Source organism: Bradyrhizobium sp. 2S1, assembly GCF_011516625.5.
Lineage (GTDB): Bacteria > Pseudomonadota > Alphaproteobacteria > Rhizobiales > Xanthobacteraceae > Bradyrhizobium > Bradyrhizobium septentrionale.
Genome location: NZ_CP147717.1, coordinates 10,452,245 through 10,478,950 on the forward strand (window position 1 = coordinate 10,452,245; position 26,706 = coordinate 10,478,950).

At 63.5% G+C, this 26,706-nt stretch carries 21 protein-coding genes and 3 pseudogenes; 13 read left to right on the forward strand and 11 right to left on the reverse strand.

The annotated features are described in order from the left end of the window. Nucleotides 1-88: 88 nt before the first annotated feature. Nucleotides 89-770, reverse strand: a pseudogene (locus tag HAP54_RS49690) (oleate hydratase); the annotation flags it as partial. Between HAP54_RS49690 and HAP54_RS49695 the strand changes: the two are divergent. Then, nucleotides 757-1,026 (forward strand): annotated as a pseudogene (locus HAP54_RS49695) (oleate hydratase); the annotation flags it as partial. The pseudogenes HAP54_RS49690 and HAP54_RS49695 overlap by 14 nt on opposite strands. An 87-nt stretch (nucleotides 1,027-1,113) precedes the next feature. Here the strand turns inward: HAP54_RS49695 and HAP54_RS49700 are convergent. Continuing rightward, nucleotides 1,114-2,448 (reverse strand): IS1182 family transposase, encoded by a 1,335-nt coding sequence (locus HAP54_RS49700; RefSeq protein ID WP_166202952.1) that lies wholly within the window; start codon nucleotides 2,446-2,448, stop codon nucleotides 1,114-1,116. Continuing rightward, a complete protein-coding gene (locus tag HAP54_RS49705) occupies nucleotides 2,345-4,408 on the reverse strand; it encodes a toll/interleukin-1 receptor domain-containing protein (RefSeq protein ID WP_166298346.1) in 2,064 nt (687 codons plus the stop codon). The genes HAP54_RS49700 and HAP54_RS49705 overlap by 104 nt, the downstream gene beginning before the upstream one ends. 272 nt (nucleotides 4,409-4,680) lie before the next feature. Between HAP54_RS49705 and HAP54_RS49710 the strand changes: the two genes are divergently transcribed. Both HAP54_RS49710 and HAP54_RS49715 read left to right on the forward strand, forming a co-directional pair. Further along, a complete protein-coding gene (locus tag HAP54_RS49710) occupies nucleotides 4,681-6,060 on the forward strand; it encodes an NfeD family protein (protein ID WP_166298347.1) in 1,380 nt (459 codons plus the stop codon). Then, nucleotides 6,057-6,818: a slipin family protein gene (locus HAP54_RS49715; RefSeq protein WP_166298348.1), complete on the forward strand. Its 762-nt coding sequence runs from the start codon at nucleotides 6,057-6,059 to the stop codon at nucleotides 6,816-6,818. Before HAP54_RS49710 ends, HAP54_RS49715 begins: the two co-directional genes overlap by 4 nt. On the opposite strand, the gene HAP54_RS49720 is transcribed toward HAP54_RS49715, so the two are convergent. Then, a complete protein-coding gene (locus HAP54_RS49720; RefSeq protein WP_166214621.1) occupies nucleotides 6,788-6,979 on the reverse strand; it encodes a hypothetical protein in 192 nt (63 codons plus the stop codon). The genes HAP54_RS49715 and HAP54_RS49720 overlap by 31 nt on opposite strands. 1 nt (nucleotide 6,980) lies before the next feature. Further along, nucleotides 6,981-7,250 (reverse strand): hypothetical protein, encoded by a 270-nt coding sequence (locus HAP54_RS49725; protein ID WP_166298349.1) that lies wholly within the window; start codon nucleotides 7,248-7,250, stop codon nucleotides 6,981-6,983. Between the two features lie 249 nt (nucleotides 7,251-7,499). Between HAP54_RS49725 and corA the strand changes: the two genes are divergently transcribed. The 3 genes from corA (at nucleotide 7,500) to lon (ending at nucleotide 11,488) form a co-directional block, all read left to right on the forward strand. Next, entirely contained in the window at nucleotides 7,500-8,516 is a 1,017-nt protein-coding gene (gene corA / locus HAP54_RS49730; RefSeq protein WP_166298350.1) for a magnesium/cobalt transporter CorA, read from the forward strand. 178 nt (nucleotides 8,517-8,694) lie between these two features. Further along, complete coding sequence (locus HAP54_RS49735) at nucleotides 8,695-9,099, forward strand: Hsp20/alpha crystallin family protein (RefSeq protein ID WP_029079092.1); 405 nt, start codon at nucleotides 8,695-8,697, stop codon at nucleotides 9,097-9,099. Nucleotides 9,100-9,109: 10 nt separating this feature from the next. Then, nucleotides 9,110-11,488 carry an endopeptidase La gene (lon, locus tag HAP54_RS49740; protein ID WP_166298351.1) on the forward strand — a complete coding sequence of 793 codons (2,379 nt, stop codon included), beginning with the start codon at nucleotides 9,110-9,112 and terminating at the stop codon, nucleotides 11,486-11,488. Between the two features lie 147 nt (nucleotides 11,489-11,635). Here lon and HAP54_RS49745 read toward each other — a convergent pair whose 3' ends face one another. Continuing rightward, complete coding sequence (locus tag HAP54_RS49745) at nucleotides 11,636-11,830, reverse strand: hypothetical protein (protein WP_035976334.1); 195 nt, start codon at nucleotides 11,828-11,830, stop codon at nucleotides 11,636-11,638. Nucleotides 11,831-12,044: 214 nt separating this feature from the next. Here HAP54_RS49745 and HAP54_RS52740 point away from each other — a divergent pair. The 7 genes and pseudogenes from HAP54_RS52740 to HAP54_RS49775 form a co-directional block, all read left to right on the forward strand. Further along, nucleotides 12,045-12,235 (forward strand): annotated as a pseudogene (locus tag HAP54_RS52740) (S16 family serine protease); the annotation flags it as partial. Nucleotides 12,236-12,347: 112 nt separating this feature from the next. After that, a complete protein-coding gene (locus HAP54_RS49750; RefSeq protein ID WP_166298352.1) occupies nucleotides 12,348-13,418 on the forward strand; it encodes a PAS domain-containing sensor histidine kinase in 1,071 nt (356 codons plus the stop codon). Continuing rightward, nucleotides 13,415-14,038: a response regulator transcription factor gene (locus HAP54_RS49755; RefSeq protein WP_166298353.1), complete on the forward strand. Its 624-nt coding sequence runs from the start codon at nucleotides 13,415-13,417 to the stop codon at nucleotides 14,036-14,038. The genes HAP54_RS49750 and HAP54_RS49755 overlap by 4 nt, the downstream gene beginning before the upstream one ends. Nucleotides 14,039-14,218: 180 nt before the next feature. Further along, the gene (locus HAP54_RS49760; protein ID WP_166306603.1) at nucleotides 14,219-15,655 is read left to right on the forward strand and encodes an IS701 family transposase; all 1,437 of its coding nucleotides are present in this window, start codon (nucleotides 14,219-14,221) and stop codon (nucleotides 15,653-15,655) included. Between the two features lie 105 nt (nucleotides 15,656-15,760). Next, a complete protein-coding gene (locus HAP54_RS49765; protein ID WP_166298354.1) occupies nucleotides 15,761-17,026 on the forward strand; it encodes an amidohydrolase family protein in 1,266 nt (421 codons plus the stop codon). 59 nt (nucleotides 17,027-17,085) lie between these two features. After that, nucleotides 17,086-17,634, forward strand: coding sequence for a DUF1097 domain-containing protein (locus HAP54_RS49770; RefSeq protein WP_166298355.1), 549 nt, complete (start codon nucleotides 17,086-17,088; stop codon nucleotides 17,632-17,634). A gap of 215 nt (nucleotides 17,635-17,849) precedes the next feature. Continuing rightward, complete coding sequence (locus HAP54_RS49775) at nucleotides 17,850-19,397, forward strand: gamma-glutamyltransferase family protein (RefSeq protein ID WP_166307249.1); 1,548 nt, start codon at nucleotides 17,850-17,852, stop codon at nucleotides 19,395-19,397. Nucleotides 19,398-19,419: 22 nt separating this feature from the next. Here the strand turns inward: HAP54_RS49775 and fdhF are convergent, their stop codons facing one another. The 5 genes from fdhF to HAP54_RS49800 form a co-directional block, all read right to left on the reverse strand. Beyond that, nucleotides 19,420-22,185, reverse strand: coding sequence for a formate dehydrogenase subunit alpha (fdhF, locus tag HAP54_RS49780; RefSeq protein ID WP_166298356.1), 2,766 nt, complete (start codon nucleotides 22,183-22,185; stop codon nucleotides 19,420-19,422). Next, nucleotides 22,182-23,888, reverse strand: coding sequence for an NADH-ubiquinone oxidoreductase-F iron-sulfur binding region domain-containing protein (locus HAP54_RS49785; protein ID WP_175619341.1), 1,707 nt, complete (start codon nucleotides 23,886-23,888; stop codon nucleotides 22,182-22,184). Before HAP54_RS49785 ends, fdhF begins: the two co-directional genes overlap by 4 nt. A 151-nt stretch (nucleotides 23,889-24,039) precedes the next feature. Continuing rightward, complete coding sequence (locus HAP54_RS49790) at nucleotides 24,040-24,315, reverse strand: hypothetical protein (protein WP_166298357.1); 276 nt, start codon at nucleotides 24,313-24,315, stop codon at nucleotides 24,040-24,042. An 89-nt stretch (nucleotides 24,316-24,404) separates the two neighbouring features. Then, nucleotides 24,405-26,057, reverse strand: a complete 1,653-nt coding sequence (locus tag HAP54_RS49795) for an OFA family MFS transporter (protein ID WP_166298358.1) — start codon at nucleotides 26,055-26,057, stop codon at nucleotides 24,405-24,407. A gap of 323 nt (nucleotides 26,058-26,380) precedes the next feature. Beyond that, nucleotides 26,381-26,650, reverse strand: a complete 270-nt coding sequence (locus HAP54_RS49800; protein ID WP_166298359.1) for a sulfurtransferase TusA family protein — start codon at nucleotides 26,648-26,650, stop codon at nucleotides 26,381-26,383. Nucleotides 26,651-26,706: the final 56 nt, after the last annotated feature.

The following is a 26,706-nucleotide window of genomic DNA, read 5'->3' on the forward strand; positions in this document are numbered from 1 at the left end:
TGCGGGAACGCTTGAAGATAGCGGACCTTTTTGAGCCGCGGGCGCCGACCGCAATTACGTCATCGTTTGCAATGAACGCCGATTGACACCACAGATCCCAAGCAGGCGCCGGGCCTTCGTCGAGCCTGGAGGGCGTGTGATGGTCTGCCTTGTCTGAGTTTTCGGTGAGCGACCCGATCGTCATGAATACAAGATCGTCGGCGCCAAGGCCGATGCCGCCGGCGACGCCGTCCTCCAGCCTGTGGATAGCCGTGGCCTGCTTGCATCCGGCCTTTATGTCGAAATCGACATCGGTGACTTCGACGTCGTAGCGGAAGTTGACGCCCTGCTCCAACAGCCATTTGCACAACGGTAGAACCAGCGATTCATACTGATTGTACCTGGTAAACTTCAGCGCGCTGAAATCCGGCAGGCCCCCGATATGATGGATGAACCGATCCAGATAAAGCTTCATCTCCAGGGCGGAATGCCACTCCGCAAAGGCAAACATCGTCCGCCAATAGAGTCAAAAAATTGCTGCAGAAAAACTCTTTCCCGAACACTTCGTCGATACGACTGTTCTCCATCTCCTCACGGGAGGCAAGAAAGACGGCGATCAATTCCTTCTCCGCCTTTTCGCTCAGAGTGAAGAGGCCGTCGGTGTGCGCGTCCTGTCCCTGGTTCACCGTCGCCCGTTGCAGCGAGTAGTTCGGATCATCCTTGTTCAACCAGTAGAATTCGTCGAGCACGCTGGCACCTTCGGTTTCCAGCGAAGGGATCGACCGGAACAACCCAGATTACGAAGCTTTTGCCCGCCCTCGCAAACCCGAAGGTGTGGACAACAAGACTGCGTGGTTCGTCGGTGGGGGCCTGGCGGCGCTTTCCGGTGCGGCCTTCCTGATCCGCGATGGCCATATGCGTGGCGACCGGATCACCATCCTCGAACGGCTGAAGATACCCGGTGGGGCTCTCGACGGTAACCAAGACCTGGGAAGGGGCTTCGTGGTCCGGGGTGGCCGCGAGATGGAGGATCATTTCGAGTGCCTATGACCGTAGCACATCGCAACATTCTATCCGACTAGGAGCCCGTCCAGATATGTTTTCGTGACGGGCATTTGTTGTAGAGTAGCAGGCTCAGGCTGCGTTTGCGAGGTTGAACAGCTTGAGGAGGTTATGGACGGTGCAGATCATTGTCCACTCGGCGCGCACTTTCTCGATGCCCCGCAACAGGAACTGGCGGAAGCCTCTTGCCTGTTTGATCTGCCCGAACACCGGCTCCACCACTTGCTTTCGCAATCGGTAGGGTGTTTCGAAGCCGCCATCGTCGATCTTCTTTCGCATGGCCTGTGTCAGCGGGCCGCCGACTTTTCCGTTCGCTACTGTCGGGTGCTTGGCGCGTCCGGGCGCGACATAGCCATCGATGCTGCGTGTGTCGAGCGCTTCGAGATTGGCTTCGCTGCAGTAGCCGGAATCCGCTGAGGCCTGCCGCGGCTTGCGGCCAAGATTGCTCTCGATGGCCTCGATCAGGGGCACCAACTGGCCCTGATCGCTGCCGTGCTGGGTCAGTTCTTGCGCGACAATGATCTGGGCATGTGCATCGACGGCCGCCTGGGCATTATAGGCCTGAACGAAGCCATCCTTCGACTTCATGATGCGGCTTTCCGGATCGGTGAAGTTGCGTTGCGCCTTGGGATTGGGTTCCTCCGATGGCAGCGCCGCCGGTTTGCCCGGCTTCTTGCGGCCTTCGGCCTGGCGCTGCTGTTCCTTTTCGGCCTCGATGCGGCGCTCTTCCTCCGCCGCCAGTTTGGCGTCCGCTTCCAGCGCCGCCATCGCTTGCTGGATCTTCGCCAGCCGTTTCTGCTTGTCGACGGTCCAGTCCGGCAGTTCGTCGCTGTTGCCGAAAGTCTCATCCTCCGAGGCATCCGCCGCCTCGGCGGCCGCCAGCATGCGAGCGACCTCGGCCTTCAATTCCGCCTCGCGCTTCTTCATGCGCTCATAACTCATCGCCTTGTGTTTCGACGCGTTCGCCTTGATCTTCGTACCATCCAGCGCGACATGACCGAGCTTGACCAGCCCGGCCGTCTCGCACAACTTCAGAACCTGCACGAATAGCGCGCCGAGCGCCTTCAAATGTCGCTTGCGAAAGTCGCTGATCGTCCGAAAATCCGGCGCATCCAGCGCCACGATCATCACAAAATCGTTCCGCTCCCGGCAGGCCTTGGCAATCCGACGCGACGAATACAGCCCACTCGCATAGCTATGCAGCAGCAGCGCCACCATCATCCGCGGATCAAACGGCGGCTGCCCAAGCCCGCTCACATAGCTGCCCATGATCTCCCTGAGATCGAGGCTCTCCCGCACCAGATCAACCATAAACCGCGAGACATGGCCTTTCGGCACGAAGTCCTGCACATTCGGCGGCAGAAGCAGCGTCTGATCGATGTTCCAAGGCCGAAAATACTTGCTCATCGCCCAATGTTGAATCAGACCCGACCAGATTTGAACAGCGACTATCCAGACAAGCTCCTAGGGCGGAGAACGCCGCAAGCAGCACAATTGCGCCGGCGGTAAGAACGTTGCGTCGCCGCCGTGCCGTCTCGGCAGATCTTACGCTTTCGCCAATGAACGCCCGCTCTCTGTCCGTCAAATCCTGCGCCGAGCGTTCGGCCAGAAAGTGCTGCGCCCGCGTCAGCCTCAATCCGGAGATCAGCGCGTCGGCCTTTTTGTCGGCCGGCGCTTCCTCCCAGCTCTTCAGGTCCTCCGCGATCTGCCGCTTGCTGATCAGAAACTCGCGATCGGCTTGCAGCAAGCCGCGCAGTAGCGGCCACTCACGCAGCAGGGCCTCATGCGCGACCTCGATCGTTTCGCCGCGGCTATCGCGATCGCGCGTCAGCAATCTTGCTTCGACCAGAAGATTGATCAGGGGCCTGGCAAGCGGCGGAATCTCGTCGGCGTAGGCTATTCGCCGCGCAAATTCGCCGGCGTCGTTCACGCGCGCCAGATGTGGAATGAACGCCTGCTTCAGCAAGCCGTGCAGCGCGGCCGGGTCGGCCGGGATCGATCGACGCTTCCGCCCTTCGGCCAGAGCTTCCTCGACCGCGACCGTGACCACGCCACGAATGCCGCCAGCAGACACATAGTCGGCGAGCTTCAAGCTTCCTTCCGCGCCATATTCCCGCGCCAGCCAATCGAGGGTGAACGCGAGCAGAGGCAGCGCGTCCTGACCGGTGGAATCGGCAAGCAACGTATCGACCAGCGCGGGTTCGAGCTTCAGCGGCGGCGAGGCAAACCTGGCCGGCCCCTCAATCACAAGCCGGAGCGATCCTTCCGGCATCGGCGCAAGATCGAACGGCTCGCGCGCAATGGCAGCCAGAGCGGGCTTCGCTTGGAATTGCGGAAACGCGTCAGAACGAATGGCAACAACAACGAGAAGGCCTTTCTCCTGCTCGAGCGCCCGCCCCAGAATCTCCATGAAGCGCTCGGATTCGGTGCGACCTTCCTCGTTCAGGAGTTCTTCGCCCTGGTCGATCAGCAGGACCAGGGCGGGCGGTGTGCTGCCGCGGAAACTTTGCGTTGCCGCCTGGCGGATTGCCGCAAGCAAGTCCGGGAGCCCCCCGTCCTGCACGAGGGTGCCGAGAGCAGCACGAGAGCGCGGGACAGCCGCTAGTTCCGGACGTGACGCGAGACGCTGGTCGGCCAGCGTCTTCTCCAGCGCCGCGAACAGCCCCGATTTGCCGCTCAGCACCGCCCTTTCTGGGCGAATCGTCGGCAGCGGCAAGAAATTTCGATCGTCGCGTCTGAGCCGCGGCCAGAATCCGGCGCGCATAAACGACGACTTGCCGGCACCTGAGGCACCGAGCACGACCATCATGCGCTCTGCACCGGCGTCGCGCATCAGACGCAGGCGGTCGAGGCCACGCAGCACCTGTGCCTCGCGTCCGAAGAAAATCGCCGCATCCTCCTCGGTCAGCGGTTCGAAGCCGGGATACGGGCGACGTCCCTTCGGGAACGGAAAGCTGTTGGCGTCCAGCCCGGCGCGCCGCAACCCTTCTTTCAAACGATCCCAGCCCAGAGGGTCGCCAATCAGGTCCACCGCCTGGTGATCGGACGAGATCTCGGTCGGCAATGTTGCGAGCGAGGCGCCGTCGATTAAGATGGGAAACATGCGTTTGCCGAGCTGCTTGGCGAAAAGAAACTCGGATAAGCACCAGCTCGACTTGAGCCAGTTCGGCGAGATTAGAAACAGGACGGCCTCACATTGATCGGCAGCGGCCTTTAATGCGTTCTGCCAGCGCTCGCCGGGCGCGAGGCCGTCCGTGGCATCGATGTCGAGAAAAACGTCGTCCCAGCCATTTGTAGACAACCACGCTCGCATCTCGACTGCGCGCGCGTTGTCACGGTTCGAATGACTGATGAATATTCGCGACATTCCAGCTCCCACTGCGCAGTCTATGCGCCAATGGGGTTGTGTCACAACCGGGGCGTGTCCAACCGCAAGCCGACGGCAGCGGCGAAAGCCGAGCTCGCGCAGGCGATGGCCGAGCTTGCCGACGAATACCTCGCCGCCGCGCAGTGAGATGTGCCGGCCCGCCGCAAGTCATCGCAATGCACAATGGCACGCGCCGGCATCGCCCGTGACAGCACGCCCCATATTGAGGTTCCGAAGCGGCGCCCCATATTTTCAGCAAGGGAGTGCTTGCCGTGCAGACCTTAAGGGCAGCCCTCGTTGCGGCGGCCGCGCTCATCGCCCTCTTTGTCTCCATCCGTCCCGGTGCCGCGGAGGACAACAGCCGCCTCGCCGTAACCGTTTCGATCGATGGAGCCATCGGGCCAGCGTCGGCCAGCTATGTGAAGGGCGCCCTGGCCAAGGCCGCCGAACGGCGCGCCGAGCTTGTCGTGCTGCGGCTGAATACGCCAGGCGGTCTCAACACCAGCATGCGCGAGATCATCGCCGACGTGCTTGCCTCTCCTGTCCCCGTGATCGGCTATGTCGCCCCCTCCGGCGCGCATGCGGCGAGCGCCGGAACCTACATCCTCTATGCGACGCACATCGCGGCGATGGCGCCAGGCACCAATATCGGGGCCGCAACGCCGGTGCAGATCGGCGGCGTACCGGGTCTGCCCGGCCCCGACAAGGACACCAAGGATGGTGACCGCCAGCAGCAACCGAAGGATACCATGACGGCGAAGGCGACCAATGACGCCGTCGCTTTCATCCGCAGCCTCGCCGAGCTGCGCGGCCGCAACGCCGACTGGGCCGAGAAGGCAGTGCGCGAGGCCGCCACCCTGTCCACCAACGCTGCGCTGCAGGCCAATGTCATCGAGATCATCGCACGTGATCCGGCCGATCTGCTCAGACAGGTCGACGGTCGGACGGTGGAGGTCGCAGCCGGCAAGACGCAACGGCTTGCGACGAAGGATATCGCGATCGAAGCGATCGAACCGGGCTGGATCTCGCGCCTGCTTGCGGTCATCACCGATCCCAACGTTGCATTCATCCTCCTGATGGTCGGCATCTACGGGCTGATCTTCGAATTCATGTCGCCCGGCATGGTCGCCCCGGGGGTCGTCGGCACGATCTGCCTGCTGCTCGGCCTCTACGCCCTCAATCTGCTGCCGACCAACTACGCGAGCTTCGCCCTGATGCTGGTCGGGATCGCGCTGCTTGCCATCGAGGCCTTCAACCCGACGGTCGTGATCGGCGCCGGAGGGCTTGTCGCCTTCGTGCTAGGCGCGCTGATGCTGTTCAGGGACGAGACGCCGGGCTACGGCCTGTCATGGTGGGTCGTCGGCATCACCGCGGCGGCGCTTGCTGCCTTCCTCGTTGCCGTGCTCGGCGCGCTGCGCCGCGCCGCGAAAGAGCAGCTGCGCCTCGGCGCCCAGGCCATGCAGGGCCTCTCGGCCGAGGTGCTCGACTGGTCCGGGACATCAGGTCACGTCTTCACCAATGGCGAGCGCTGGCAGGCGCGCGGCACCGAGACGTTCCAGTCCGGAGAGACGGTCGAGGTCGCCAAACTGATCGATTTGACGCTGGTGGTGCGGCGCGCGCCGATCGCCACCGGCAGGGAGGTACAGCAATGATGCTTGATTATTTCGGCTATGCGGCGCTGGCGCTGGTTGTCGTGGTATTCCTGACGCAGGCGGTTCGCGTCCTGCGCGAATATGAGCGCGGCGTCGTCTTCACGCTGGGCCGCTTCACGGGTGTGAAGGGCCCCGGGCTCTTCCTGTTGATTCCGATCGTGCAGCAGCTGGTGAAGGTCGATCTCCGGGTGGTGGTGCAGGTGGTGCCGCCCCAGGATGTGATCTCGCGCGATAACGTCTCGGTCAAGGTCAACGCCGTGCTCTACTTCCGCATCGTCGATCCCGAGCGCGCCATCATCAAGGTCTCTGACTACATGGCTGCGACCAGTCAGCTTGCACAGACCACGCTGCGCTCGGTGCTCGGCAAGCACGAGCTCGACGAGATGCTCGCCGAACGCGACCGGCTCAACGCCGATATCCAGGAAATCCTCGACAAGCAGACCGACGCCTGGGGCATCAAGGTGACCGGAATCGAGATCAAGGATATCGATCTCAACGAAACCATGGTACGGGCGATCGCCAAGCAGGCCGAGGCGGAACGGTTGCGGCGCGCCAAGGTGATCAACGCGATGGGCGAGCAGCAGGCCGCCGAGAAGCTGGTCGAAGCCGGGCGGATCCTCGCCCAGGAGCCGCAGGCGATGCAGCTCCGCTATTTCGCGGCACTGCTTGACATCGCCGGCGAGCGCTCCTCAACCGTGGTGTTTCCGGTGCCGATGAATCTGCTCGATCACCTGACGCGCCGCAGCGAGGCAACCTGACCCGGCTGATGCTTGGCCCGCCAGGCCGGTCCGGGACCGCGCATGTAGTGCGCCTCGGGCCGGTAAACGCTGATCGGCTCCTCGCCGATCCAGGCGAGGAATTTGAACAGTCCCTCTGCCGCGCTGCGCAGCAGGACACGGATCGATGAAACGACACGCATCTCAGTAGTCCCATTTCTCGCCGAGCACGACCGGCGGGCGCGGATATTTCTCGGCATCGCCGCCGCGCGTGTTCAGGTTCATCCGCGCCCAGTCCTCATGGCCGCGATGCAGCAAGAACTCGTTGCGCAGACGATGGATCTTCGCGGCGGCGATCGAGCGGTGGATCGCCCTGAAGCCAAGGACGATCCGCCGGATCGTCCGCTTCAGTACGGGGTGGATGGCAGCGGCCGAACGGTGCGGCCGGACATCGTGGAGTTGGAGCAAGGTCATGTCCCACCTTCCTGTTGGCGGCGCGCAAGCGCACCGCGTCAGCCCAAAAGATGCCGACAACACCGTAGGAATTCGAGAGGACCCGCCGCGATGCGGCATAGGAGCCGTATAAAGACCCAATGGGATGCGCCCCGTGCCGCCCCCACAAGGCGGGACGCAACGTCTCGGCGTGTTGACCGGCGCCCATTCGGTGCTAGCCTTTTGGCAACGAATAGCGTCAAGCGGGTTCGATAACCGAGGGTGGAGACCATGGACCTCGTATCGCCAACCGTCGCAACCGCCGTGCCCGTCAATTCCGATGGCGTGATCGCGGCAGGCGTCTACGTCGAAGGACGACGCATCGCCAACATCGCGATCGACGAAGCCGCGAACTGGCGCAGCAAGCCGGACCACGTGGTGTGGATCGGCCTGCACGAGCCGGACATGACGCTGCTCAGAAGCCTGCAGCGGCAGTTCCAGCTGCACGATCTCGCGATCGAGGATGCGAATCACGCACATCAGCGGCCGAAGATCGAGCAATACGGCGACGCGCTGTTCATCGTGGCACGCACCGCGCAGCTCGACGGCGAGAGCATCGCCTTCGGCGAGACGCACCTGTTCGTCGGCGAGGGATACATCGTCTCGGTGCGCCACGGCGCCTCGACGTCCTACACGCCGGTCCGCGAACGTTGCGAGAGCTGCCCGCGCGCGCTCGCCCGCGGCGAGGACTACATCCTTTATGCGATCCTCGATTTCATCGTCGACAACTACTCACCGGTGCTCGAGACGATCCAGGAGGAGGTCGAGGCGATGGAGGCGGAGGTGCTTGCAAGCGCGATGACGCGGGCGCAGATCGAGCGGCTGTATCTGCTGCGGCGTGACCTGCTGCGTCTGCGCAACGCGGTCGGGCCGCTGGTGGAGGTCTGCCGCAGACTGGAGCGCGACGACCTGCCGATGGTGCGCGAGACCATGCGCCCGCTGTTCCGGGATGTCACGGATCACGTCCGCACCATCCAGGAACGGATCGATGCCCTGCGCGAGGTGCTCGCCTTTGCATTTGAAGCAAGCCTGCTGGTCGGTCAGGCGCAGGAAACGGCGATCTCCAAGAAGCTCGCCTCATGGCTTGCGATTGTTGCCGTGCCGACCGCCGTCGCCGGCATCTACGGCATGAACTTCAAGTACATTCCGGAGCTGCAATGGGAGTACGGCTATTTCGTCGTGATGGGCCTGATGCTGGTCGCATGCGGCGGGCTGTTCTGGCGATTCAGGCGTTCCGGCTGGCTGTAGGCAGCGATCCGAACATCGAGCCATTCTGGTCCGGGCAGAGTGCAGCGGCGCATCGCACACGTGCCGCAAATCGCGAGATTTCGGACAATTTTACCCCCGAACGGCGACGCGAGGGGCCGGTTTACGGTCGACGGCAAGACCGATAACCTCGCCTCCCAATGCGACGTGGAGACTGCCCATGGGCCCCAAGGATCCGATCAACTGGATGCTGACAGACGCGATCGAGGCGCTCGCCCGGGCCGAACGGTTGCACCAGAGTTTTCTGAACCTGCGCCCGCAGGCGGGCAGCGAGCCGAGCTGGGAACCGCCGATGGACGTGATCGAGACGGACGAGGAAATCCTCATCCTGGTCGCGCTGCCGGGGGTCGACCCCGATGAGGTCGAGGCCGCGCTCGACGGCGGCACGCTCGTGATCTCCGGCCGCCGCATCCTGCCCGCGGAGCTCCGCGACGCCCGCATCCTGCGCCTCGAGCTGCCGCAGGGCCGGTTCGAGCGCCGGATCGCGCTGCCGACCGGTCGCTACACCATCAGTCGCTTTGCCGCGCATGGCTGCGTCGGCCTGCGGCTTGGCAAATCGAGCTGAGGATTTCGACATGGCTGCTTCAGACGTTTCAGGCTCGACCACGGCATCGGCGCCGATCCCCAGCGACGCGCTGGTCATCATCGCGGTGCGCACCACCGTGCTGTTTCCCGACGTCATCATCCCGATCTCGATCAACCGCGCCAAATCCATCGCCGCGGCCCAGCAGGCGGTGCGCGAGCAGCGCCAGATCGGTATCCTGCTGCAGCGCGCCCCCGAGGCTGACGATCCCGGCCCGGACGGGCTGTACCGTGTCGGCACCGTCGCCAACATCGTGCGCTACATCACCGGCGCCGACGACACCCATCATCTGGTCTGCCAGGGCGTGCAGCGCATGCGCGTGCTCGACTATCTGCCCGGCACGCCGTTCCTTGCGGCCCGCGTGCTGCAGATCCCCGAGCCCACCACCACCTCGCCCGAGATCGAGGCGCGTTTCCTCAACCTGCAGCGCCAGGCGCTCGAGGCCGCACAATTGCTGCCGCAGACGCCGCCCGAATTGATCGCCGCGCTGCAGAGCGCGACCTCGCCGGCGACGCTCGCCGACCTTGCAACCTCCTACATGGACATCAAGCCGCCGGAGAAACAGGACATCCTGGAAACCATCGATCTCGCGGCGCGGATGGACAAGGTGTCGCGTCATCTCGCCGAGCGCATCGAGGTGCTGAGGCTGAGCCAGGAGATCGGGCAGAAGACCAAGGCGGTGTTCGACGAGCGGCAGCGCGAGGCGATCCTGCGCGAGCAGATGGCGACGATCCAGCGCCAGCTCGGCGAAGGCGACGGCAAGGCCGCGGAAGTGGCCGAGCTGACCAAGGCGATCGCCGAGGCCAAGATGCCGCCGGAAGCCGAGAGCCAGGCCCAGAAAGAGCTGCGCCGCTACGAGCGGATGCCGGAGGCAGCCGCCGAGTCCGGCATGGTGCGCAGCTATCTCGACTGGCTGATCGACCTGCCCTGGAGCCTTCCGGAGGAGAAGCCGATCGACATTGCCGAGGCGCGCAAGATCCTCGACCAGGATCATTATGGGCTGGAGAAGATCAAGAGCCGCATCATCGAATATCTCGCGGTGCGCAAGCTCGCGCCCGGCGGCAAGGCGCCGATCCTCTGCTTCCTCGGACCGCCCGGCGTCGGCAAGACCTCGCTCGGGCAATCGATCGCGCGCGCGATGTCGCGGCCGTTCGTCCGCGTCTCGCTCGGCGGCGTGCATGACGAGGCCGAGATCCGCGGCCATCGCCGCACCTATATCGGCGCGCTGCCTGGCAACATCATCCAGGCGATCAAGAAGGCCGGCGCGCGCAATTGCGTGATGATGCTGGATGAGATCGACAAGATGGGCCGCGGCATCCAGGGCGATCCGTCGGCCGCGATGCTCGAGGTGCTCGACCCCGAGCAGAACGGCACCTTCCGCGACAATTATCTCGGCGTGCCGTTCGACCTGTCGCGCGTCGTGTTCATCGCCACCGCCAACATGCTCGACGGCGTCCCGGGCCCGCTGCTCGACCGCATGGAGCTGATCAGCCTTCCCGGCTACACCGAGGACGAGAAGCTCGAGATCGCCAAGCGCTATCTGGTGCGCCGCCAGCTCGAAGCCAATGGGATCAAGGCCGAACAGGTCGAGATCGATCCGGACGCGCTGCGGCTGATCATCAAGAGCTACACCCGCGAGGCCGGCGTTCGCAATCTCGAGCGCGAGATCGGCAAGGTGCTGCGCAACGTCGCGGTGCAGATCGCCGAAGGCAGCACGAGCCACGTCACCATCGCGCCAAAGGACATCGTGACGCTGCTCGGCCAGCCGCGTTTCGAGAACGAGATCGCGATGCGCACCAGCATTCCCGGCGTTGCCACTGGCCTCGCCTGGACCCCGGTCGGCGGCGACATCCTGTTCATCGAGGCCTCACGCACGCCGGGCCGCGGCGCGCTGATGATCACCGGACAGCTCGGCGACGTCATGCGGGAGAGCGTGCAGGCCGCGCTGACGCTGGTGAAGAGCCGCGCCGCCCAGCTCGGCATCGATCCCGGCGCGTTCGAGAAGAGCGACATCCATGTCCACGTTCCCGCTGGTGCTACGCCAAAGGACGGCCCGAGCGCGGGCGTTGCGATGTTCACCGCCCTCACCTCGCTCTTGACCGACCGCACCGTGCGCAGCGACACCGCGATGACCGGCGAGATCTCGCTGCGCGGTCTCGTGCTGCCGGTCGGCGGCATCAAGGAGAAGGTGGTCGCGGCCGCAGCCGCGGGCCTGACCCGGGTGATGCTGCCGGCGCGCAACAAGCGCGACTACGACGACATCCCCGCCGGCGCCCGCGCCAAGCTGGAGTTCATCTGGTTGGAGCGCGTCGACGACGCGATCGCTGCGGCCCTGGAGGCCGCGAAGACCACGCCTGCCGCCGCGGAATGAAAGCAAGCAGCACCTGGCTGGAGCATTTCCGGTTCTGATTGAATCAGAACCGAAGCTCCAGCTTTTTGTTTTGACGCGTTTTCTTCACGCGAACCGCAGTCCATCCCGCATCAAGTGCGGGACAGGCTTCGCTCGAAAACGCTCTGGCTAGCCCGCACGACGCCCCTTGAAATATCCGGCGTTCGTCGTGTTCTGCTTGATGTTGGCCGTGTCGCCCTGCTCTGCAGGGTTGCCCACCGCCTTGGTGGATGACGTGTCCTTCTTGACCTCCACTCCGCCACCCGTGCCCTTGGGGCTGCGGTTGGCCGGCGGGATCGGCGGCATCTTGTGGTGACGTGACATGGTTACGCCTCCAACGCTGTCTGTCTCTGACTCGCTTTGACCTGCGCGATGGGTCGTCCCCGGCGCGATCCGAGCGAGCAACACAGCCTTAGCGCCTTCCCGATATCAGGCGCCCCAACATTTTTTCAGCGATGCGACAGGCCCGCTTACTTGATTTTCGCAGGTGGCCTTCTGTGGACCGTCCGTGAGGGCTGGCCTCGAAGACGGCGATCCCGGCCTCGTGCTGCCGGTCGGCGGCATCAAGGAGGAGTTGGTCGCCGCCGCCGCCGCGGGTCTGACCGTGTGATGCTGCCGGCGCGCAACAAGCGCGACTACGACGACATCCCCGCCGGCGCCCACGCCAAGCTGGAGTTCATCTGGCTGGCGCGCGTCGACGAAGCGATCGCACGCCGCGGCAAGCGGTGATTGACCATCCCTCCATCCGTTTCGCATTTGCGAGAAAAGCAACGGCGCCTCGCGCAAATACTACAGACGATTTTCCACTATGCAGGTATCGCGAAGTTGATAGTGTTCAACGATGACCGGCGATGGACAACAGGAGCGGCAACGAGCGCTGCTCGACAATATTCCTGACATGGCATGGCTCAAGGATCGCAAGTCGCGCTATCTTGCAGTCAACTCGGCCTATCTGAAAGTCGTCGGCCTGCCTGAACAAGAGGTGATCGGGAAAGCCCCATCGGAAGTATGGCCGCCCGAGATCGCCAATGTCTATCTGCGCACCGACCGCGCCGTCCTGAAGAGCGGCAGGCGTCGACGGTACGAGGAATCCCGTCCCGACAACAACGGCGAACCGCGTTGGTTCGAGACCATCAAAGCCCCCATTCGCAATGAAGCCGGGCGCATTGTCGGGACTGTGGGCATATCCCGCGATATCACCGAGCGAAGGGCGGCAGAAGACGAGCTTCGCCGCTCCAGATCGCAGTTGCGAGAGCTCTCCTCATACCTTCAGTCGGTTCGGGAGGAGGAGCGCACGAGAATCTCAAGGGAGCTCCACGACGAGCTGGGTCAAGCACTCACAGCGATGAAGATCCAGTTGACCTGGATCCGGGACCATCTGTTCTCGTCGCCAGACGTCCTGCGCCTCCATATCGACCGACTCGTTTCTGTCGCAGATCGTTCGGTGACGGACCTTCGACGCATCGCGGCCGACTTGAGGCCGATCATGCTGGACGAGCTCGGTCTCGTCTCTGCGATCAAGTGGCTGACACAGAACTCCACCGAGATGAGCGGGCTCGACGTCTCCCTGTCCTTTGATCGGGAGGATATTGCCTACAGCAAGGATGTGAGCACGGGCGTGTTCCGTATCGTCCAGGAGTCACTCACGAATGCGCTCCGCCACGGACATGCCAGGCAGGTCGACATCAGCGCACGGCACGTCGCGGACGAGCTGCAGCTCGAGATCGTCGATGATGGCTGCGGTATCGACAACGTGATATTGCCGCGCGATGGCTTGGGCCTCGTGGGTATGCGTGAGCGCGCCTTGTCCCTCGCAGGATCGATCGACGTTTCCGGCGCTACGCATAGCGGAACGCGCGTGTCGGTGCGCATTCCGCTCCACGTCTCCGAGGAAGTCCGGACCGGGCGATGACACGTCTCATCATCACCGACGACCACACGATCTTCCGCGAGGGATTGAAGCAGATTCTCGCGGATCAGGCAGATATTGACATCGTCGGCGAGGCGCGAAGCGGCGAGGAACTGCTGGGGCTGCTGGAAACGACGCCGTGCGAAATCGTGCTGCTCGATCTCTCCATGCCTGGAATCAGCGGGATTCCGCTGCTCCAGCTCCTCAAGGCCAAGCATCCAGGGATTCGCATCGTCGTCCTCAGCATGCATGAGGAGCATCAGTACGTCATCGAATCGCTGAAGGCGGGCGCTGCGGGATACGTCACCAAGAATAGCGCAAGTCATCAGCTGATCCAGGCAATCAGGACCGCTGCGCGAGATGAAATGTTTGTCAGCGCGGCGACGCGAGAAGCCGCCCGGCGGCCGCCGGTGACGGAATTCCCGCATATCCGATTGACGAAACGCGAACGCGAAGTCTTCGATATGCTGGTTCTTGGACGCAAGATCACCGACATCGCCCGCAGGCTCAATCTGAGCATCAAGACCGTGAGCACCCACAAGGCGAACCTGATGGAAAAGATGGGGGCTGCAACGGTCGTCGACCTGGTTCATTACGCGCTCCGAAATCAGCTCGTCGAGTGATCCGCCCGACATCCGACCGGTTTTACGCGGCACTCCTGCAAACCCGGGGACGCGCCGACAAGGACTTCACGCCGGCATTTCTAGGATTATTCCTAGCCGCCTCCTAGTCTGACTGAGTCACAAAACCGCCGGCCAGAATCAGCGATGGATGAAGCACGGACCATCAGTCGAGAGGCCGACATGAGCGGGCGTGGCACCAAGACGAGCGAGAAGCGATTTGCGACGTATTTGGAAGGGCTTGCCAGTGTCATCGGTCATGCTGATCGGAAGGCGCCGCTGCGCGACTATTGCGTCGGCCTGATGGCCTGTGGCGGTCGCAAGAGCGTGGAGTCGATGGCGGCGGTGACAGCTCCGGAACGGACGGCCGCCCAGCATCAATCGCTGCTGCATTTCGTCGGCAGCGGCGCCTGGTCGGATGAGAAGGTGCTGGGCAAGGTACGTGAGATGGTCCTGCCGGCGATTGAACGCCAGGGCCCCATCGAAGCCTGGATCATCGACGATACCGGATTTCCCAAGCAGGGCCGACATTCAGTTGGAGTTGCACGGCAATATTGCGGGCAGCTCGGCAAGCAGGATAATTGTCAGGTGGCGGTGTCACTGTCGATTGCCAACCACCACGCCAGCCTGCCTGTCGCTTATCGCCTTTATCTTCCGAAGGAATGGACTGAGGACTGCGATCGGCGGCGCAAGGTGGGCATTCCTGCCGAAGTTGGCTTCCGGACCAAGCCGGAGATCGCGCTGGAGCAGTTGCGGTGGGCCTGCGCGAGCGGCCTTCCACGCGGTGTCGTACTGATGGACGCGGGCTATGGCAATAACAGCGACCTGCGCACGGAGATCACGGCGCTGGGATTGACCTATGTGGCGGGTCTTCTGTCGAGCACAACGGTATGGGCGCCCGGTACCGGTCCCTTGCCGCCGAAGCCATGGTCGGGCCGCGGCCGTCCACCGAAACTGATGCGCCGCAACCGTCAGCATCAGCCGGCCGCCGTCAAGGCGCTCGCGATCGGCCTGCCGGCCAAAGCTTGGCGCACCATCACGTGGCGGCAAGGAACGAACGAAAAGCTGACCTCGCGCTTTGCCCGCGTGCGGGTCCGTGCCGCGCATCGTGATTATTGGCAAACCACCCGGCGATTGGAGGAATGGTTGCTGATCGAATGGCCAAAAGGCGAGGACCAGCCTACCAAATACTGGCTCTCGACATTGCCGGAGGATGTGGCATTCCGGACTCTCGTTGAGACGGCTAAATTGCGCTGGCGCATCGAACGCGACTATCAGGAACTCAAGCAGGAGGTCGGGCTCGGCCACTTCGAGGGACGCGGCTGGCGCGGCTTTCATCATCACGCAACAATGTGCATCGCAGCCTACGGATTCCTGATCTCCGAGCGGGAGACGATTCCCCCCTCAGGCACTCGGCACGCCCGGCCGATCCTGCTCGATCGCATTCCCGCAGATTACAGACCCCGCGGATTTGCCGCTGCGGACCCAACGTCACATTCCAAATTCGATCGCGACGATGCGACGGCGCCTCGAACATGGGCTCGTCCGAACGCTGTCGAGATGTCCTTGTTGTGCGATCAAGTTCGACCACTAGACAGATCATCGTTTGTGACGCAGTAGGACTAGGAACCCACCGATTATCTCGCGGCAGGTTCTGCCCTAGGCTTCTCAACGCGTCGGAGAAACAAAAAACAAAGCTCCGACGAAGCCAGGGAGGAATCATCGATGGAAATGGTCGTTCGCCAGGTTCGGCTTAGCGACGAGCAGCCCCTCATGGATATCGGAATTCGCGGAGGACGAATTGCGGCGATTGAGGAGAGCCTCGACAGGGTGGGTGAAGAGGAGATCGATGCGGAGGGCCGCGTCGCCATGCCGGGCTTCATCGAACCGCACTTGCATCTCGAAAAGGCATTTGTGCATCGCCGACTGCCCGCTCGTTCCGGAACCCTGGAGGAAGCCATCCGGGTCACCGGAATCCTCAAGGCGAAGCAGGAGCGAAGCGATGTGCTGGAGCGATCGCGCAGGGTTCTGGACATGGCGGTCCGCAGCGGCACGGTCTTCGTTCGCGCCCATCCGGATGTCGACCCGATCCAGGGACTGATTGGAGTCGAGACCGCCCTGGAGCTGAAGGACGAGTACAAGGATCTGCTCGATCTGCAAATCGTTGCCTTTCCGCAGGAAGGCCTGCTGAAGACCGCGGGTGTGATCGACCTCATGGAGCAGGCAATAGCGATGGGCGCCGACGTGGTCGGCGGCTGTCCCTATAACGAGTTGAGCTGGGACGATACGTGCAAACATGTCGACAAGGTGTTCGATCTGGCTTTGAAGCACGATCTCGACATCGACATGCACGCCGACTTTGCCGACGACACCGACGACAGGCGCTTCGCCGCGGCGGAATACATCGCGCGAAAAACCATCGATACGAATTATCGAGGCAGGGTCGCCCTGGGCCACATGACGAGCCTTGGTGCTCTGACGTCCGAACAGGCGAAGCCGGTCATTGATCTGCTGCGGGAAGCAGACATCACCATCGTCACGCTGCCCGCCACGGACACCTATCTCGGCGGCCGGAAGGACGATGCGCGGCCACGTCGTGGCCTGACACCGGTGCGCGCGTTGCACGCCGCCGGCGTCAATGTTGCCTACTCCTCGAACAATATCCGCAACGCCTTCACTCCTTTCGGGAAAGCCGACCCGCTTCAGATCGGCAGTCTGCTGGCCCATCTCATCCAGTTTGGCACGCCCGAACATCAGCTCGAGGTTCTCAGGATGGGCACCTCCAACGCTGCGCGTGCGGTGGGGTTGTCCGATCAGTACGGTCTGGCGGTGGGCAAGCCGGCGGACATCGTGATCTTCGACACGTTCGCCTTCGGGGATGTGTTGCTGGACATTCCGCCGCGCTCCTGGGTTCTCAAGCGCGGACGCGTGACGGTTATTACCCGGCACGAAAGTCGAATCTGCAGGGGATGCGGCCACGCTCATTCGTGATGGCGAGCCGTAGCGGAAGCCGAACAAACAAGCAAAAGCACCAAGCGAGGAAACCACACATGACAAAGCTGCCAGCCGAAGTTGTCGCGTCACTTCTAGCCGTCACCACGATCTTCATCAACATGACCTCATTCCACTTCCCGCCGTGGGCGATCTTCATCACCTGGGCGGGCACATTCGCGGCCGGCGGGCCTTCCATCGGCTTGTTGAAGAAGTTCTGGCCCACCATGATCATCGGCGGCATTTTCGCCTACATCATCGTGGTTTGCTTCAAGTTCTCGGCGCAGCATCTGACGGGGACTGCCCAGATCCTCGCCGAGTGCGTCATCCTGTTCGTCTTCAACGGCGCAATGATGCTGCTGGGACGCATTCCTGCCCTCAGCTTCGTCCCGGGAATGTTCTTCGGCTTCGCATCGTACTTCGCAACCGTGTTCGGAGGATTTGGGCCGGTACCAGGCGATCCGCTCGCCGCACTGGCGGCCCCGCTCCTGATGAATCTGCTGGGACCGATCTACGCCTGGCTGACCGCGCACTTCGGAGCTCACCACCATCATACCGAAACCGCAGATCAACGCCTGCCTGAGGTTGTTCCCTCCCGACAGGCGTGAAGTTGTGTGGGGAAATCATGCTCAGGCAAAGCGGGCAGGATCGTGATGCGATTTTATTGGATCGCATCACGATCCGGAAAGTGCCGGCCGCTCCTTGTCTGCAAGTGAATTGAAAGAACGCGATGAATCTCCATGTCGATAGAACCTCCGGTCGATCTGACGGCGTTGCCGAGGCAGCACCTGAATCGCTGACACAAGCCCGCTCGACCCACGGCATGGTGGCGAGCCCGCACGGGCTGGCCACCGAAGCAGGTCTGAAGGTGCTGCGTGACGGCGGCAACGCCATGGAAGCGGCGATCGCCGTCGGAGCCGTGATCACGGTCACCTGCCCGCACTTCTGCGGAATTGGCGGCGATGCCATCTGGATCATCGCCGACCGCAGCGGGCGCAAGAATGTCCTTATGGGGCTCGGCCAGGCGGTGGAGCATCTGCCGAACTTCCAGGATGCGATCCCCTTCCGCGGTCCCGGCTCCACAATCGTCACGGCAGGTGCGGTCGACAGCTGGGAGCAGGCCCACGCCTATTCGAGGGCACATTGGCGTGGGCAATTCAGCTTCCCGTCGCTGCTGGATGCCGCGATTGGTTACGCCGAAAACGGCTTTCCGATCACTGCTTCACAGCTGTATTGGCTGGACTTCAGAAAGACCGAGGTGGACCGCTGGCCCAACTTCTGCGCGACGTTCATGCCGAACGGGCATCGTCCCAAAGAGGGTGAAAGCTTTGCTCAGCCGAACCTGGCGCACAGTCTCAAGGCGATTGCCCGGCACGGCGCGCGGGAGTTCTACGAGGGAGAGCTTGCCGCAAGGATTGCCAAAGGACTGGAAGCTGTCGGCTCTCCGGTGACCGCGAACGATCTTCGCAAGACACGATCCTCCCTCGAGCAACCGGTCAGCCTCGATTACCGGGGCTTCACGTTACTCGCGCCGCCGCCGCCGACGCAGGGCATTTCGACCCTCGCCATCATGGGGGTCTTGCGCGAATTCGACCTCGGCAAAATTCCTGAAGGCAGTGCGGACCACTACCATCTGTGTGTGGAAGCGGTGAAGCAGGCGTTCCTGGACCGCCCCCGCATTGCGGACCCGAATTTTACTGCGCAACCGCCTGACCAATGGTTGGCTCCCGGCCACCTCAAGCGCAAGGCGCAATCGATCAAGATGGACCGCGCGCTCGACTGGCCGCATCCGTTCAAGACCGGCGACACGGTCTACTTTGCGGTCACCGACCGGTTCGGGCACAGCGTCAGCGTCCTGCAAAGCACCTATTACGACTGGGGCAGCGGCATCGTTGTCGGGGATACCGGCATTCTCTGGCAGAACCGGGGAGCCGCCTTCAGCCTTGATCCGCGCAGCCCGAACGTTGTTCGCGCCGGGAAGCGTCCGTTCTATACGCTTAATCCAAGCATGGTCCTCAAGGAGGACACTCCATACGCTCTGTGCGGCACGCAAGGAGCCGACGGGCAACCGCAAACGTTGGCGGTGCTGCTCACACGTCTCCTGGACTATCGCCTCGACCCACAGGAAGCGCTGGCGCGCCCGCGTTTCCTGCTTGGCAAGACATTCTCGGACCAACGCGACAGCCTCAAGCTCGAGGCCAGCGTCAGCGGCGCCGCGCTCGATGATTTGGCGAGGCGCGGCCACAGCATCGCGACCATTCCCGCGCTTAGCCCGCTGGCCGGACAGGCCGGAGCCATCGTGATACAGGACGATGGCACGATCAAAGGCGCACACGATCCGCGTGGCGACGGATGCGCCATGGGACTCTAGGATGGGATATTAGGCGCTCGCTCTACTCCGCCGCCGAACGGAACTCGGCCTTCTCGGCGCGCACCGCGCAGAACTTGAATTCCGGGATCTTGCCGAACGGGTCGAGCGCCGGATTGGTCAACAGGTTCGCCGCCGCCTCCGCGTAGCAGAACGGCATGAACACCATGTTCTCCGGCACGTCGCGGTCGGCGCGCACCTTGACCTCGACGGCGCCGCGGCGCGTCTCGAGGCGGATGAAATCGCCTGGTGCGAGCCCCTTCTTCCGCATGTCCTTCGGCGTCATGAACGCGACCGCTTCGGGCTCGATCTGGTCGAGCACCTGGGCGCGACGCGTCATCGAGCCGGTGTGCCAATGTTCGAGCACGCGTCCGGTCGACAGCACCATCGGATACTCGGCGTCGGGCAGCTCGTCCGGCGGGATCACCTTGGCCGGCACGATCTTGCCGCGGCCGCTCTCGGTCGGGAAACCGGTGGTGAAGATGATCTCATTGCCCGGCTTGTCCGGATCGTCGACGGGATAGGTCACCGCGCCCTCGCGGACCAGGCGCTCCCACGTGATGTTCTTCAGGGACGGCATGAGCTGAGCCATCTCGGTGAAGACCTCGCCCGGGCCCGCATAATTCCAGGGCAATCCCATCCGCTTGGCGATCTCCTGGATGATCCAGAGATCCTGCCTTGCATCGCCCGGCGGCCTGATCACCTCGCGCGCCAGCTGTACGCGGCGATCGGTGTTGGTGAAGGAGCCGGACTTTTCGGCGAACGCCGAGGCCGGCAGGATGACGTCGGCGTGGAACGCCGTCTCGGTGACGAACAGGTCCTGCACCACGAGGTGATCGAGCATGGCCAGCGCGCCGCGCGCGTGCTGCAGGTCCGGATCCGACATCGCCGGATTCTCGCCCTCGACATACATGCCGTGGATTTCGCCGGCGTGGATCGCGTTCATGATCTCGACGACGGTCAGTCCGCGCACCGGATCGAGCTCCTGCCCCCACAGCTTCTCGAAGGCGCCGCGCATGTCGTCACGGCCGACCGGCTGATAGTCCGGCAGGAACATCGGGATCAGGCCGGCGTCGGAGGCGCCCTGCACGTTGTTCTGCCCGCGCAGCGGATGCAGCCCGGTGCCGGGGCGGCCGACCTGGCCGGTGATCAAGGCCAGCGCGATCAGGCAGCGTGCATTGTCGGTGCCGTGGACGTGCTGGCTGATTCCCATGCCCCAGAAGATGATCGACGACTTGGCACGCGCATAGGCACGCGCCACCTCGCGCAGCGTCTCCGCGGGAATGCCGCAGATAGCCGACATCTTCTCGGGCGTGAAGTCGACGATCTTGGCCTTGAGCTCTTCGTAGCCCTCGGTATAGCCGGCGATGTACTGCTCGTCAGTCAGGCCTTCGGTGATGATCGTGTGGATCATCGCGTTCAGCATCGCGACGTCGCTGCCCGGTTTGAATGCGAGGTGCTGCGTGGCGTGGCGCGACAGCGTCTGCCGGCGCGGATCCATCACATACAGCTTCGCGCCGCGCTTGGCGGCGTTCTTGATGAAGGTCGCAGCGACCGGATGGTTCACGGTCGGATTGGCGCCAATCACCCAGATCACTTCCGCATCGGCCGCGGCCGCGAACGGCGCCGACACCGCGCCGGAGCTCAATCCCTCGAACAGCGCCGCCACCGACGAGGCGTGACACAGACGCGTGCAGTGATCGACATTGTTGGAGCCGAAGCCGGTGCGGACCAGCTTCTGGAACAGATAGGCTTCCTCGTTCGAGCCCTTGGCCGAGCCGAACCCGGCGAGCGCCTTGGCACCCTTTTCGTCGCGGATTTTCCGTAAGCCCGCCGCAGCAAGATCGAGCGCCTCTTCCCACGTCGCCTCGCGGAAATGGGTGTAGGGGTTGGCCGGATCGACCTGATCGTTGGCGTCCTTCTTGACACCCGGCAGCCGCACCAGCGGCCTGGTCAGGCGATTGGGGTGATGGATGTAGTCGAAGCCGAAGCGGCCCTTGACGCAGAGCCGGTTGTGGTTGGCCGGGCCGTCGCGGCCTTCCGCATAGATCACCTTCTCGTCCTTGACCTGGTAGGTGACCTGGCAGCCGACGCCGCAATACGGGCACAGTGAATCCACCTCGCGATCCGGATAGGTGACGCGGGTCTGCTTGTCGTCGAGCATCACGGAGGGCATCAGCGCGCCGGTCGGGCAGGCCTGCACGCATTCGCCGCAGGCCACGCAGGTCGACTCGCCCATCGGGTCGTCGAAGTCGAATACGATTTTCGAGCCGTGATTACGATAAGCCATGCCGATGACGTCGTTGACCTGGACCTCGCGGCAGGCACGCACGCACAGGCCGCACTGGATGCAGGCGTCGAGATTGACCCGCATCGCCGGATGGCTGGCATCGGCGGTCCAGCGCTCCGCCGCCGGAAAGCGGCTTTCGGTGACGCCGGTCTTCTCTGCCCAGTGCCAGAACTTGGAATCCGGATCGTGCGAGGTCTCGCGCGCCGGCTGGTCGGCGACCAGAAGCTCCATCACCATCTTCTGCGCCGCGACGGCGCGCGCGCTCGCGGTCTTGACCTTCATGCCGACCGACGGCGTGCGCTTGCAGGACGCTGCCAGCACGCGCTCGCCCTCGATCTCGACCATGCAGGCGCGGCAATTGCCGTCGGGCCGGTAGTCCGGCGCCGGCGAGTAGCAGAGATGCGGAATCTCCTGCCCGCCGCGCTTGGCGACCTGCCAGATGGTTTCGCCCGGATTGGCCTCGACCTGCTTGCCGTCGAGCTCGAACGTGATCTTGGTCATTCGGCAGCTTCCTTGAACTCGTCGGGGAAGTATTTGATCACCGATGTCAGCGGATTGGAGGCGGCCTGGCCAAGGCCGCAGATCGACGCATCGCGCATCGCCTGGCTCAATTCGTCGAGCAGGGCCCGGTTCCAGACCGGCCGCTCCATCAGCTGCGCCGCCTTCTGGGTACCGGCGCGGCACGGCGTGCACTGGCCGCAGCTCTCGTCCTCGAAGAAGCGCATCAGGTTCAACGCCGCGAGGCGGACGCTGTCCTGCTGCGACAGGATCACGATCGCCGCCGAGCCGATGAAGCAGCCGTATTTCTCCAGCGTGCCGAAATCGAGCGGGATGTCGTCCATCGAAGCCGGCAGGATGCCGCCCGATGCGCCGCCCGGCAGATAGGCGTGGAAGACGTGGCCGTCGGCCATGCCGGCGCAATATTCGTCGATCAGTTCGCGCACCGTGATGCCGGCAGGTGCGAGCTTCATGCCGGGATTCCTCACCCGGCCGGAGACCGAGAAGCTGCGCAGCCCGTGCCGCTCATGACGACCATGGCTCTTCCACCATTCGGCGCCCTTCTCCACGATGTCGCGCACCCACCACAGCGTTTCGACATTGTTGATCAGCGTCGGCAGGCCGAACAGGCCGACCTGGAACGGGTAAGGCGGCTTGTGACGCGGCAGGCCGCGCTTGCCTTCGATGCTCTCCAGCAGCGAGGATTCCTCGCCGCAGATATAGGCGCCGGCGCCGCGGCGCATGTGCAGCTTCGGGCCGCCGGCGGGAAGCTTTGCGATCTCGCGTTCGAGGATTTCGCGCGACGCCGGGTACTCGTCGCGGATGTAGATGTAGACGTCAGACGCCTCCACCACATGCGCGCCGATCAGCATGCCCTCGAGGAAGCGATGCGGATCGGTCTCGAGATAATAGCGATCCTTGAACGTGCCGGGCTCGCCCTCGTCGCCGTTGACCGCCATCAGCCGCGGGCCGGGCTCGCCCAGCACCGCGCGCCATTTGCGCCCGGTCGGAAAGCCGGCGCCGCCGAGCCCGCGCAGGCTGGCGTCATCGAGCGATTTGAGCAGGTCTTCCCTTGCGAGCTCACCTGAGCGCAGCTGGTTGAGCAGTTTGTAGCCGCCGTCCGCGACATAGGCATCATAGCCGATCGTGGCCGGCAGATGCGCATGGGTGTCGCCGGCCTTCGCTGCCGCCAGCACATTGTCGACGGTGGCATGGTCGATGAAATTGTGACCGACCTCGGCGGCGGGCGCGGTGTCGCAACGCCCGACGCAGGGCGCGCGCACGACTCGGATGCCGGGGCCCGCTTTGTCCTTGAGTTCTTCGAGCAATCGCTCCGCGCCCAGCATCGCGCAGGTGAGCGAATCGCAGACCCGGATCGTCAGCGGCGCGATATCGGGCTCGCCCTCCTTCACGATGTCGAAATGCGCGTAGAAGGTCGCGGTCTCGAACACCTCGGCGAACGACAGCTTCATCTCGTCGGCAAGGGCGGCAAGATGCGCCGCCGAGATCTGGTGATAAGTGTCCTGGATCAAATGCAGGTACTCGATCAGCATGTCGCGCTGCCGCGGACGGTCGCCGAGCAGTTGCTCGACCTCGTGGGCTGCGGTCGGATCGACCTGGCGGCCCTTGGGCGTGGCCTTGGCGCGCTTCCGCCCGGCACCGGGGTGCTCGAAATTGCGGACCTTGTGAACGTCATCCGTCGTCATCAGGGCGTCTCGTTTCCTGCTGCCAGATCAATAGTCTAGCCGTTGGCATGCCAGATGCCAACTAAATTCGAAGCATTCCAAACAGCATTAAGGGCATGCAGCCGGCGCTGTCACGCCCTTTGAAACCAACCCATTGCGGAGCGGGCGGTTCTCACGTCTTGCCCATGCACTCCTCGATGTAGAACCAGCGGTCGTCACCGGTCAGTCCCTTCGACTTCACCTCGCCGCGGCAGGCCTTGAGCTTGGGCTTGTTGGCGCGCCACTGCGCCTTCATGGCCTTCAGCTTCTCCATGGTCAGCTTGATCTTCGACGGCTTGGCCGTGGTGGCGGCCGGTGCCGGGGCGGCCGGCGCCGCGGTCTGGGCCGAGGCAGCATGAAGCCCTATCGCGAGCAGCGCGGCGGCAAGGCAAATCCGGGTGCGAAACATCAAAATCCCCCAATCCTTTTTCTGTTCATTGAATAAAGCGAACGCCGCAGGCGCCGGGAACCGGCAACCCGCGGCGATGATGATCGCGGTCAGAGGATTTTGACTGCACTGAGCAGCGTCATGTAGATGCCCCAGGCCAGCGGAATGCCGACGAACAGCCAGAACAGCGCCGCCCTGCCGTCCAGACCGCCCTTGCCGATGCCGAACGATCCGGTCGCACCATTGCCGCCGGTCGCCGTCGCCGCCTGCAGCTTCGCCACCTCGGCGTCGCTCATGTGCCACTTCGGATCGACCGGCTTGATCAAATAGTTGCAGATGAAGCCCGCGATCAGCATGGCGCACAGGATGTACATCGTGGTGTTGTAGAGCTGGTCGCGCGGCACGCCGGCGGCGAGCTGGAATTCGCGGATGTAGTTCACCACGACAGGGCCAATGATGCCCGCGGTCGACCACGCCGTCAGGAGCCGGCCATGGATCGCGCCGACGAACTGGGTGCCGAACATGTCGGCGAGATAGGCCGGCACGGTGGCGAAGCCGCCGCCATACATCGACAGGATGATGCCGAAGCCGAGCACGAACAACAGCTTCGAGCCCATCGCGGCGAAGGTCGGCGCTAGGGCATAGAGCACGATGCCGAGCACGAAGAACGTGTAATAGGTGTTCTTGCGGCCGATCTTGTCCGACAGCGAGGCCCAGAAGAACCGGCCGCCGATGTTGAACAGCGACAGCAGGCCGGCGAAGCCCGCGGCGATCGCCGCGATCTGCGCCTTCTGCGAGGCGTCGAGCGCGTTGAAGCCGATATTGGGCAGCCCGATCAGCTTGCCGGCGAAGATCTCCTGCAGCATCGGCGAGGCCATGCCGATCACGCCGATACCGGCCGACACGTTCAAGCACAGCACCCACCAGATCAGCCAGAACTGCGGCGTCTTGTGCGCGTTATCGAGGTGCACGTTCTTGGTCGAGATCATCGCGTTGGCCTTGGCCGGCGGCGTCCAGCCCTCCGGCTGCCAGCCAGACGGCGGCAGGCGGTAGCGGAACGCGCCGATCATCATGAACACCAGATAGATCACGCCCATGGTCAGGAAGGTTTCCCAGACACCGACCGAGGTCGGCGTCTTGAAATAGTTCATCAGCAGATTGGCGAGCGGTGCGCCGATCATGGCGCCGCCGCCAAAGCCCATGATGGCCATGCCGGTCGCCATGCCGCGGCGGTCGGGGAACCATTTCACCAGCGTCGACACCGGCGAGATGTAGCCGAGGCCGAGACCAATGCCGCCGATCACGCCGGAGCCGAGCCACATCAGCCACAATTGATGGGTGATGATGCCGATCGCGCCCAGCACGAGACCTCCGCACCAGCACAGCGCAGAAACGAAGCCAGCCTTGCGCGGGCCGACGCGCTCCAGCCAGCCGCCCCACATTGCGGCGGATAGACCGAGCACGACGAAGAACAGCGTGTACATCCAGCCCATGCTCGCGACCTTCCAGTCGCAAGTGGTCGTGAACAATTCCTGGAACAGCGAGATGTCCGGGCATGCCTTCGGCGCGGTCAGGCCGATCGCGCGCGACAGCGGCAGCCAGAACACCGAGAAGCCGTAGGCCATGCCGATGCACAGATGGATGCACAGCGCGGCCGGCGGCACCAGCCAGCGATTGAAGCCGGCGGCCGCGATCGTGTGTTCCTTGTCGAGGAAACCTGCGCCTGCAGCCGATACGCGTCCGGCGCTGCTCATCGTCGTCATTGAAACCTCCCTGCAGCCGCCGTTGCATCAGGCGTTCTGCCGTGTTCGATCCCGTCCCATCCCATTGCGGCGCAATCATCACATTGCTCCGCGCATTTCCTGCATGCGCCGGGATCAGCCACGCGCATTCCTGAAATGCCAACCCCCGACACGGCCGGATGTGCCCCGGTCGCGCGGCCCGCTCTGAACGTTAGGCCTGCCCTGTATTGCCCCACGCGCCCTGATCCGGGCACGACTTGATCTCCACAACCCGGTGGAGATTATCAATTCGCGCAGAATGGAAAATAGGTGTGGATTGGCAAAAGGTAGATATCAAGCTGCATCTAGCGCGCACGCGGCGATGCAGCATTTGAATTGTCTATCGTGCCATTTGCTTTCTCGATCAAAAAAACGATGCGAACGTCGCTTCGTTCGGTGATCTCGACCTTGTCGCCGGTCTCCCGAATGAGATTCGGGATGTCGATCACCGAAAGCGGATCGGTGCAGTGCACTTCGAGGAACTCGCCCGCCGTCACGCTCTTCAGCGCCTTGCGCGTCTTCAGCGCCGGCAACGGGCATTTCAGGCCGGTGAGATCGAGCTTTGTCGTGGTCATGATTCGACCATGGCGGAGCCGCCTTGCATCGTCAACGCGCCCTGCGTCGTCAACGC

What these genes read in the sequence shown, in the direction of transcription:
- HAP54_RS49745 (WP_035976334.1), bottom strand. Translation starts at nt 11,830, where the DNA reads ATGTCACGTCACCACAAGATGCCGCCGATCCCGCCGGCCAACCGCAGC.
- HAP54_RS49720 (WP_166214621.1), bottom strand. Translation starts at nt 6,979, where the DNA reads ATGCGTGTCGTTTCATCGATCCGTGTCCTGCTGCGCAGCGCGGCAGAG.
- fdhF (WP_166298356.1), bottom strand. Translation starts at nt 22,185, where the DNA reads ATGACCAAGATCACGTTCGAGCTCGACGGCAAGCAGGTCGAGGCCAAT.
- HAP54_RS49775 (WP_166307249.1), top strand. Translation starts at nt 17,850, where the DNA reads ATGGTGGCGAGCCCGCACGGGCTGGCCACCGAAGCAGGTCTGAAGGTG.
- HAP54_RS49760 (WP_166306603.1), top strand. Translation starts at nt 14,219, where the DNA reads ATGAGCGGGCGTGGCACCAAGACGAGCGAGAAGCGATTTGCGACGTAT.
- HAP54_RS49725 (WP_166298349.1), bottom strand. Translation starts at nt 7,250, where the DNA reads ATGACCTTGCTCCAACTCCACGATGTCCGGCCGCACCGTTCGGCCGCT.
- HAP54_RS49700 (WP_166202952.1), bottom strand. Translation starts at nt 2,448, where the DNA reads ATGAGCAAGTATTTTCGGCCTTGGAACATCGATCAGACGCTGCTTCTG.
- lon (WP_166298351.1), top strand. Translation starts at nt 9,110, where the DNA reads ATGGCTGCTTCAGACGTTTCAGGCTCGACCACGGCATCGGCGCCGATC.
- corA (WP_166298350.1), top strand. Translation starts at nt 7,500, where the DNA reads ATGGACCTCGTATCGCCAACCGTCGCAACCGCCGTGCCCGTCAATTCC.
- HAP54_RS49715 (WP_166298348.1), top strand. Translation starts at nt 6,057, where the DNA reads ATGATGCTTGATTATTTCGGCTATGCGGCGCTGGCGCTGGTTGTCGTG.
- HAP54_RS49770 (WP_166298355.1), top strand. Translation starts at nt 17,086, where the DNA reads ATGACAAAGCTGCCAGCCGAAGTTGTCGCGTCACTTCTAGCCGTCACC.
- HAP54_RS49790 (WP_166298357.1), bottom strand. Translation starts at nt 24,315, where the DNA reads ATGTTTCGCACCCGGATTTGCCTTGCCGCCGCGCTGCTCGCGATAGGG.
- HAP54_RS49785 (WP_175619341.1), bottom strand. Translation starts at nt 23,888, where the DNA reads ATGACGACGGATGACGTTCACAAGGTCCGCAATTTCGAGCACCCCGGT.
- HAP54_RS49750 (WP_166298352.1), top strand. Translation starts at nt 12,348, where the DNA reads ATGACCGGCGATGGACAACAGGAGCGGCAACGAGCGCTGCTCGACAAT.
- HAP54_RS49765 (WP_166298354.1), top strand. Translation starts at nt 15,761, where the DNA reads ATGGAAATGGTCGTTCGCCAGGTTCGGCTTAGCGACGAGCAGCCCCTC.
- HAP54_RS49795 (WP_166298358.1), bottom strand. Translation starts at nt 26,057, where the DNA reads ATGACGACGATGAGCAGCGCCGGACGCGTATCGGCTGCAGGCGCAGGT.
- HAP54_RS49705 (WP_166298346.1), bottom strand. Translation starts at nt 4,408, where the DNA reads ATGTCGCGAATATTCATCAGTCATTCGAACCGTGACAACGCGCGCGCA.
- HAP54_RS49755 (WP_166298353.1), top strand. Translation starts at nt 13,415, where the DNA reads ATGACACGTCTCATCATCACCGACGACCACACGATCTTCCGCGAGGGA.
- HAP54_RS49800 (WP_166298359.1), bottom strand. Translation starts at nt 26,650, where the DNA reads ATGACCACGACAAAGCTCGATCTCACCGGCCTGAAATGCCCGTTGCCG.
- HAP54_RS49735 (WP_029079092.1), top strand. Translation starts at nt 8,695, where the DNA reads ATGGGCCCCAAGGATCCGATCAACTGGATGCTGACAGACGCGATCGAG.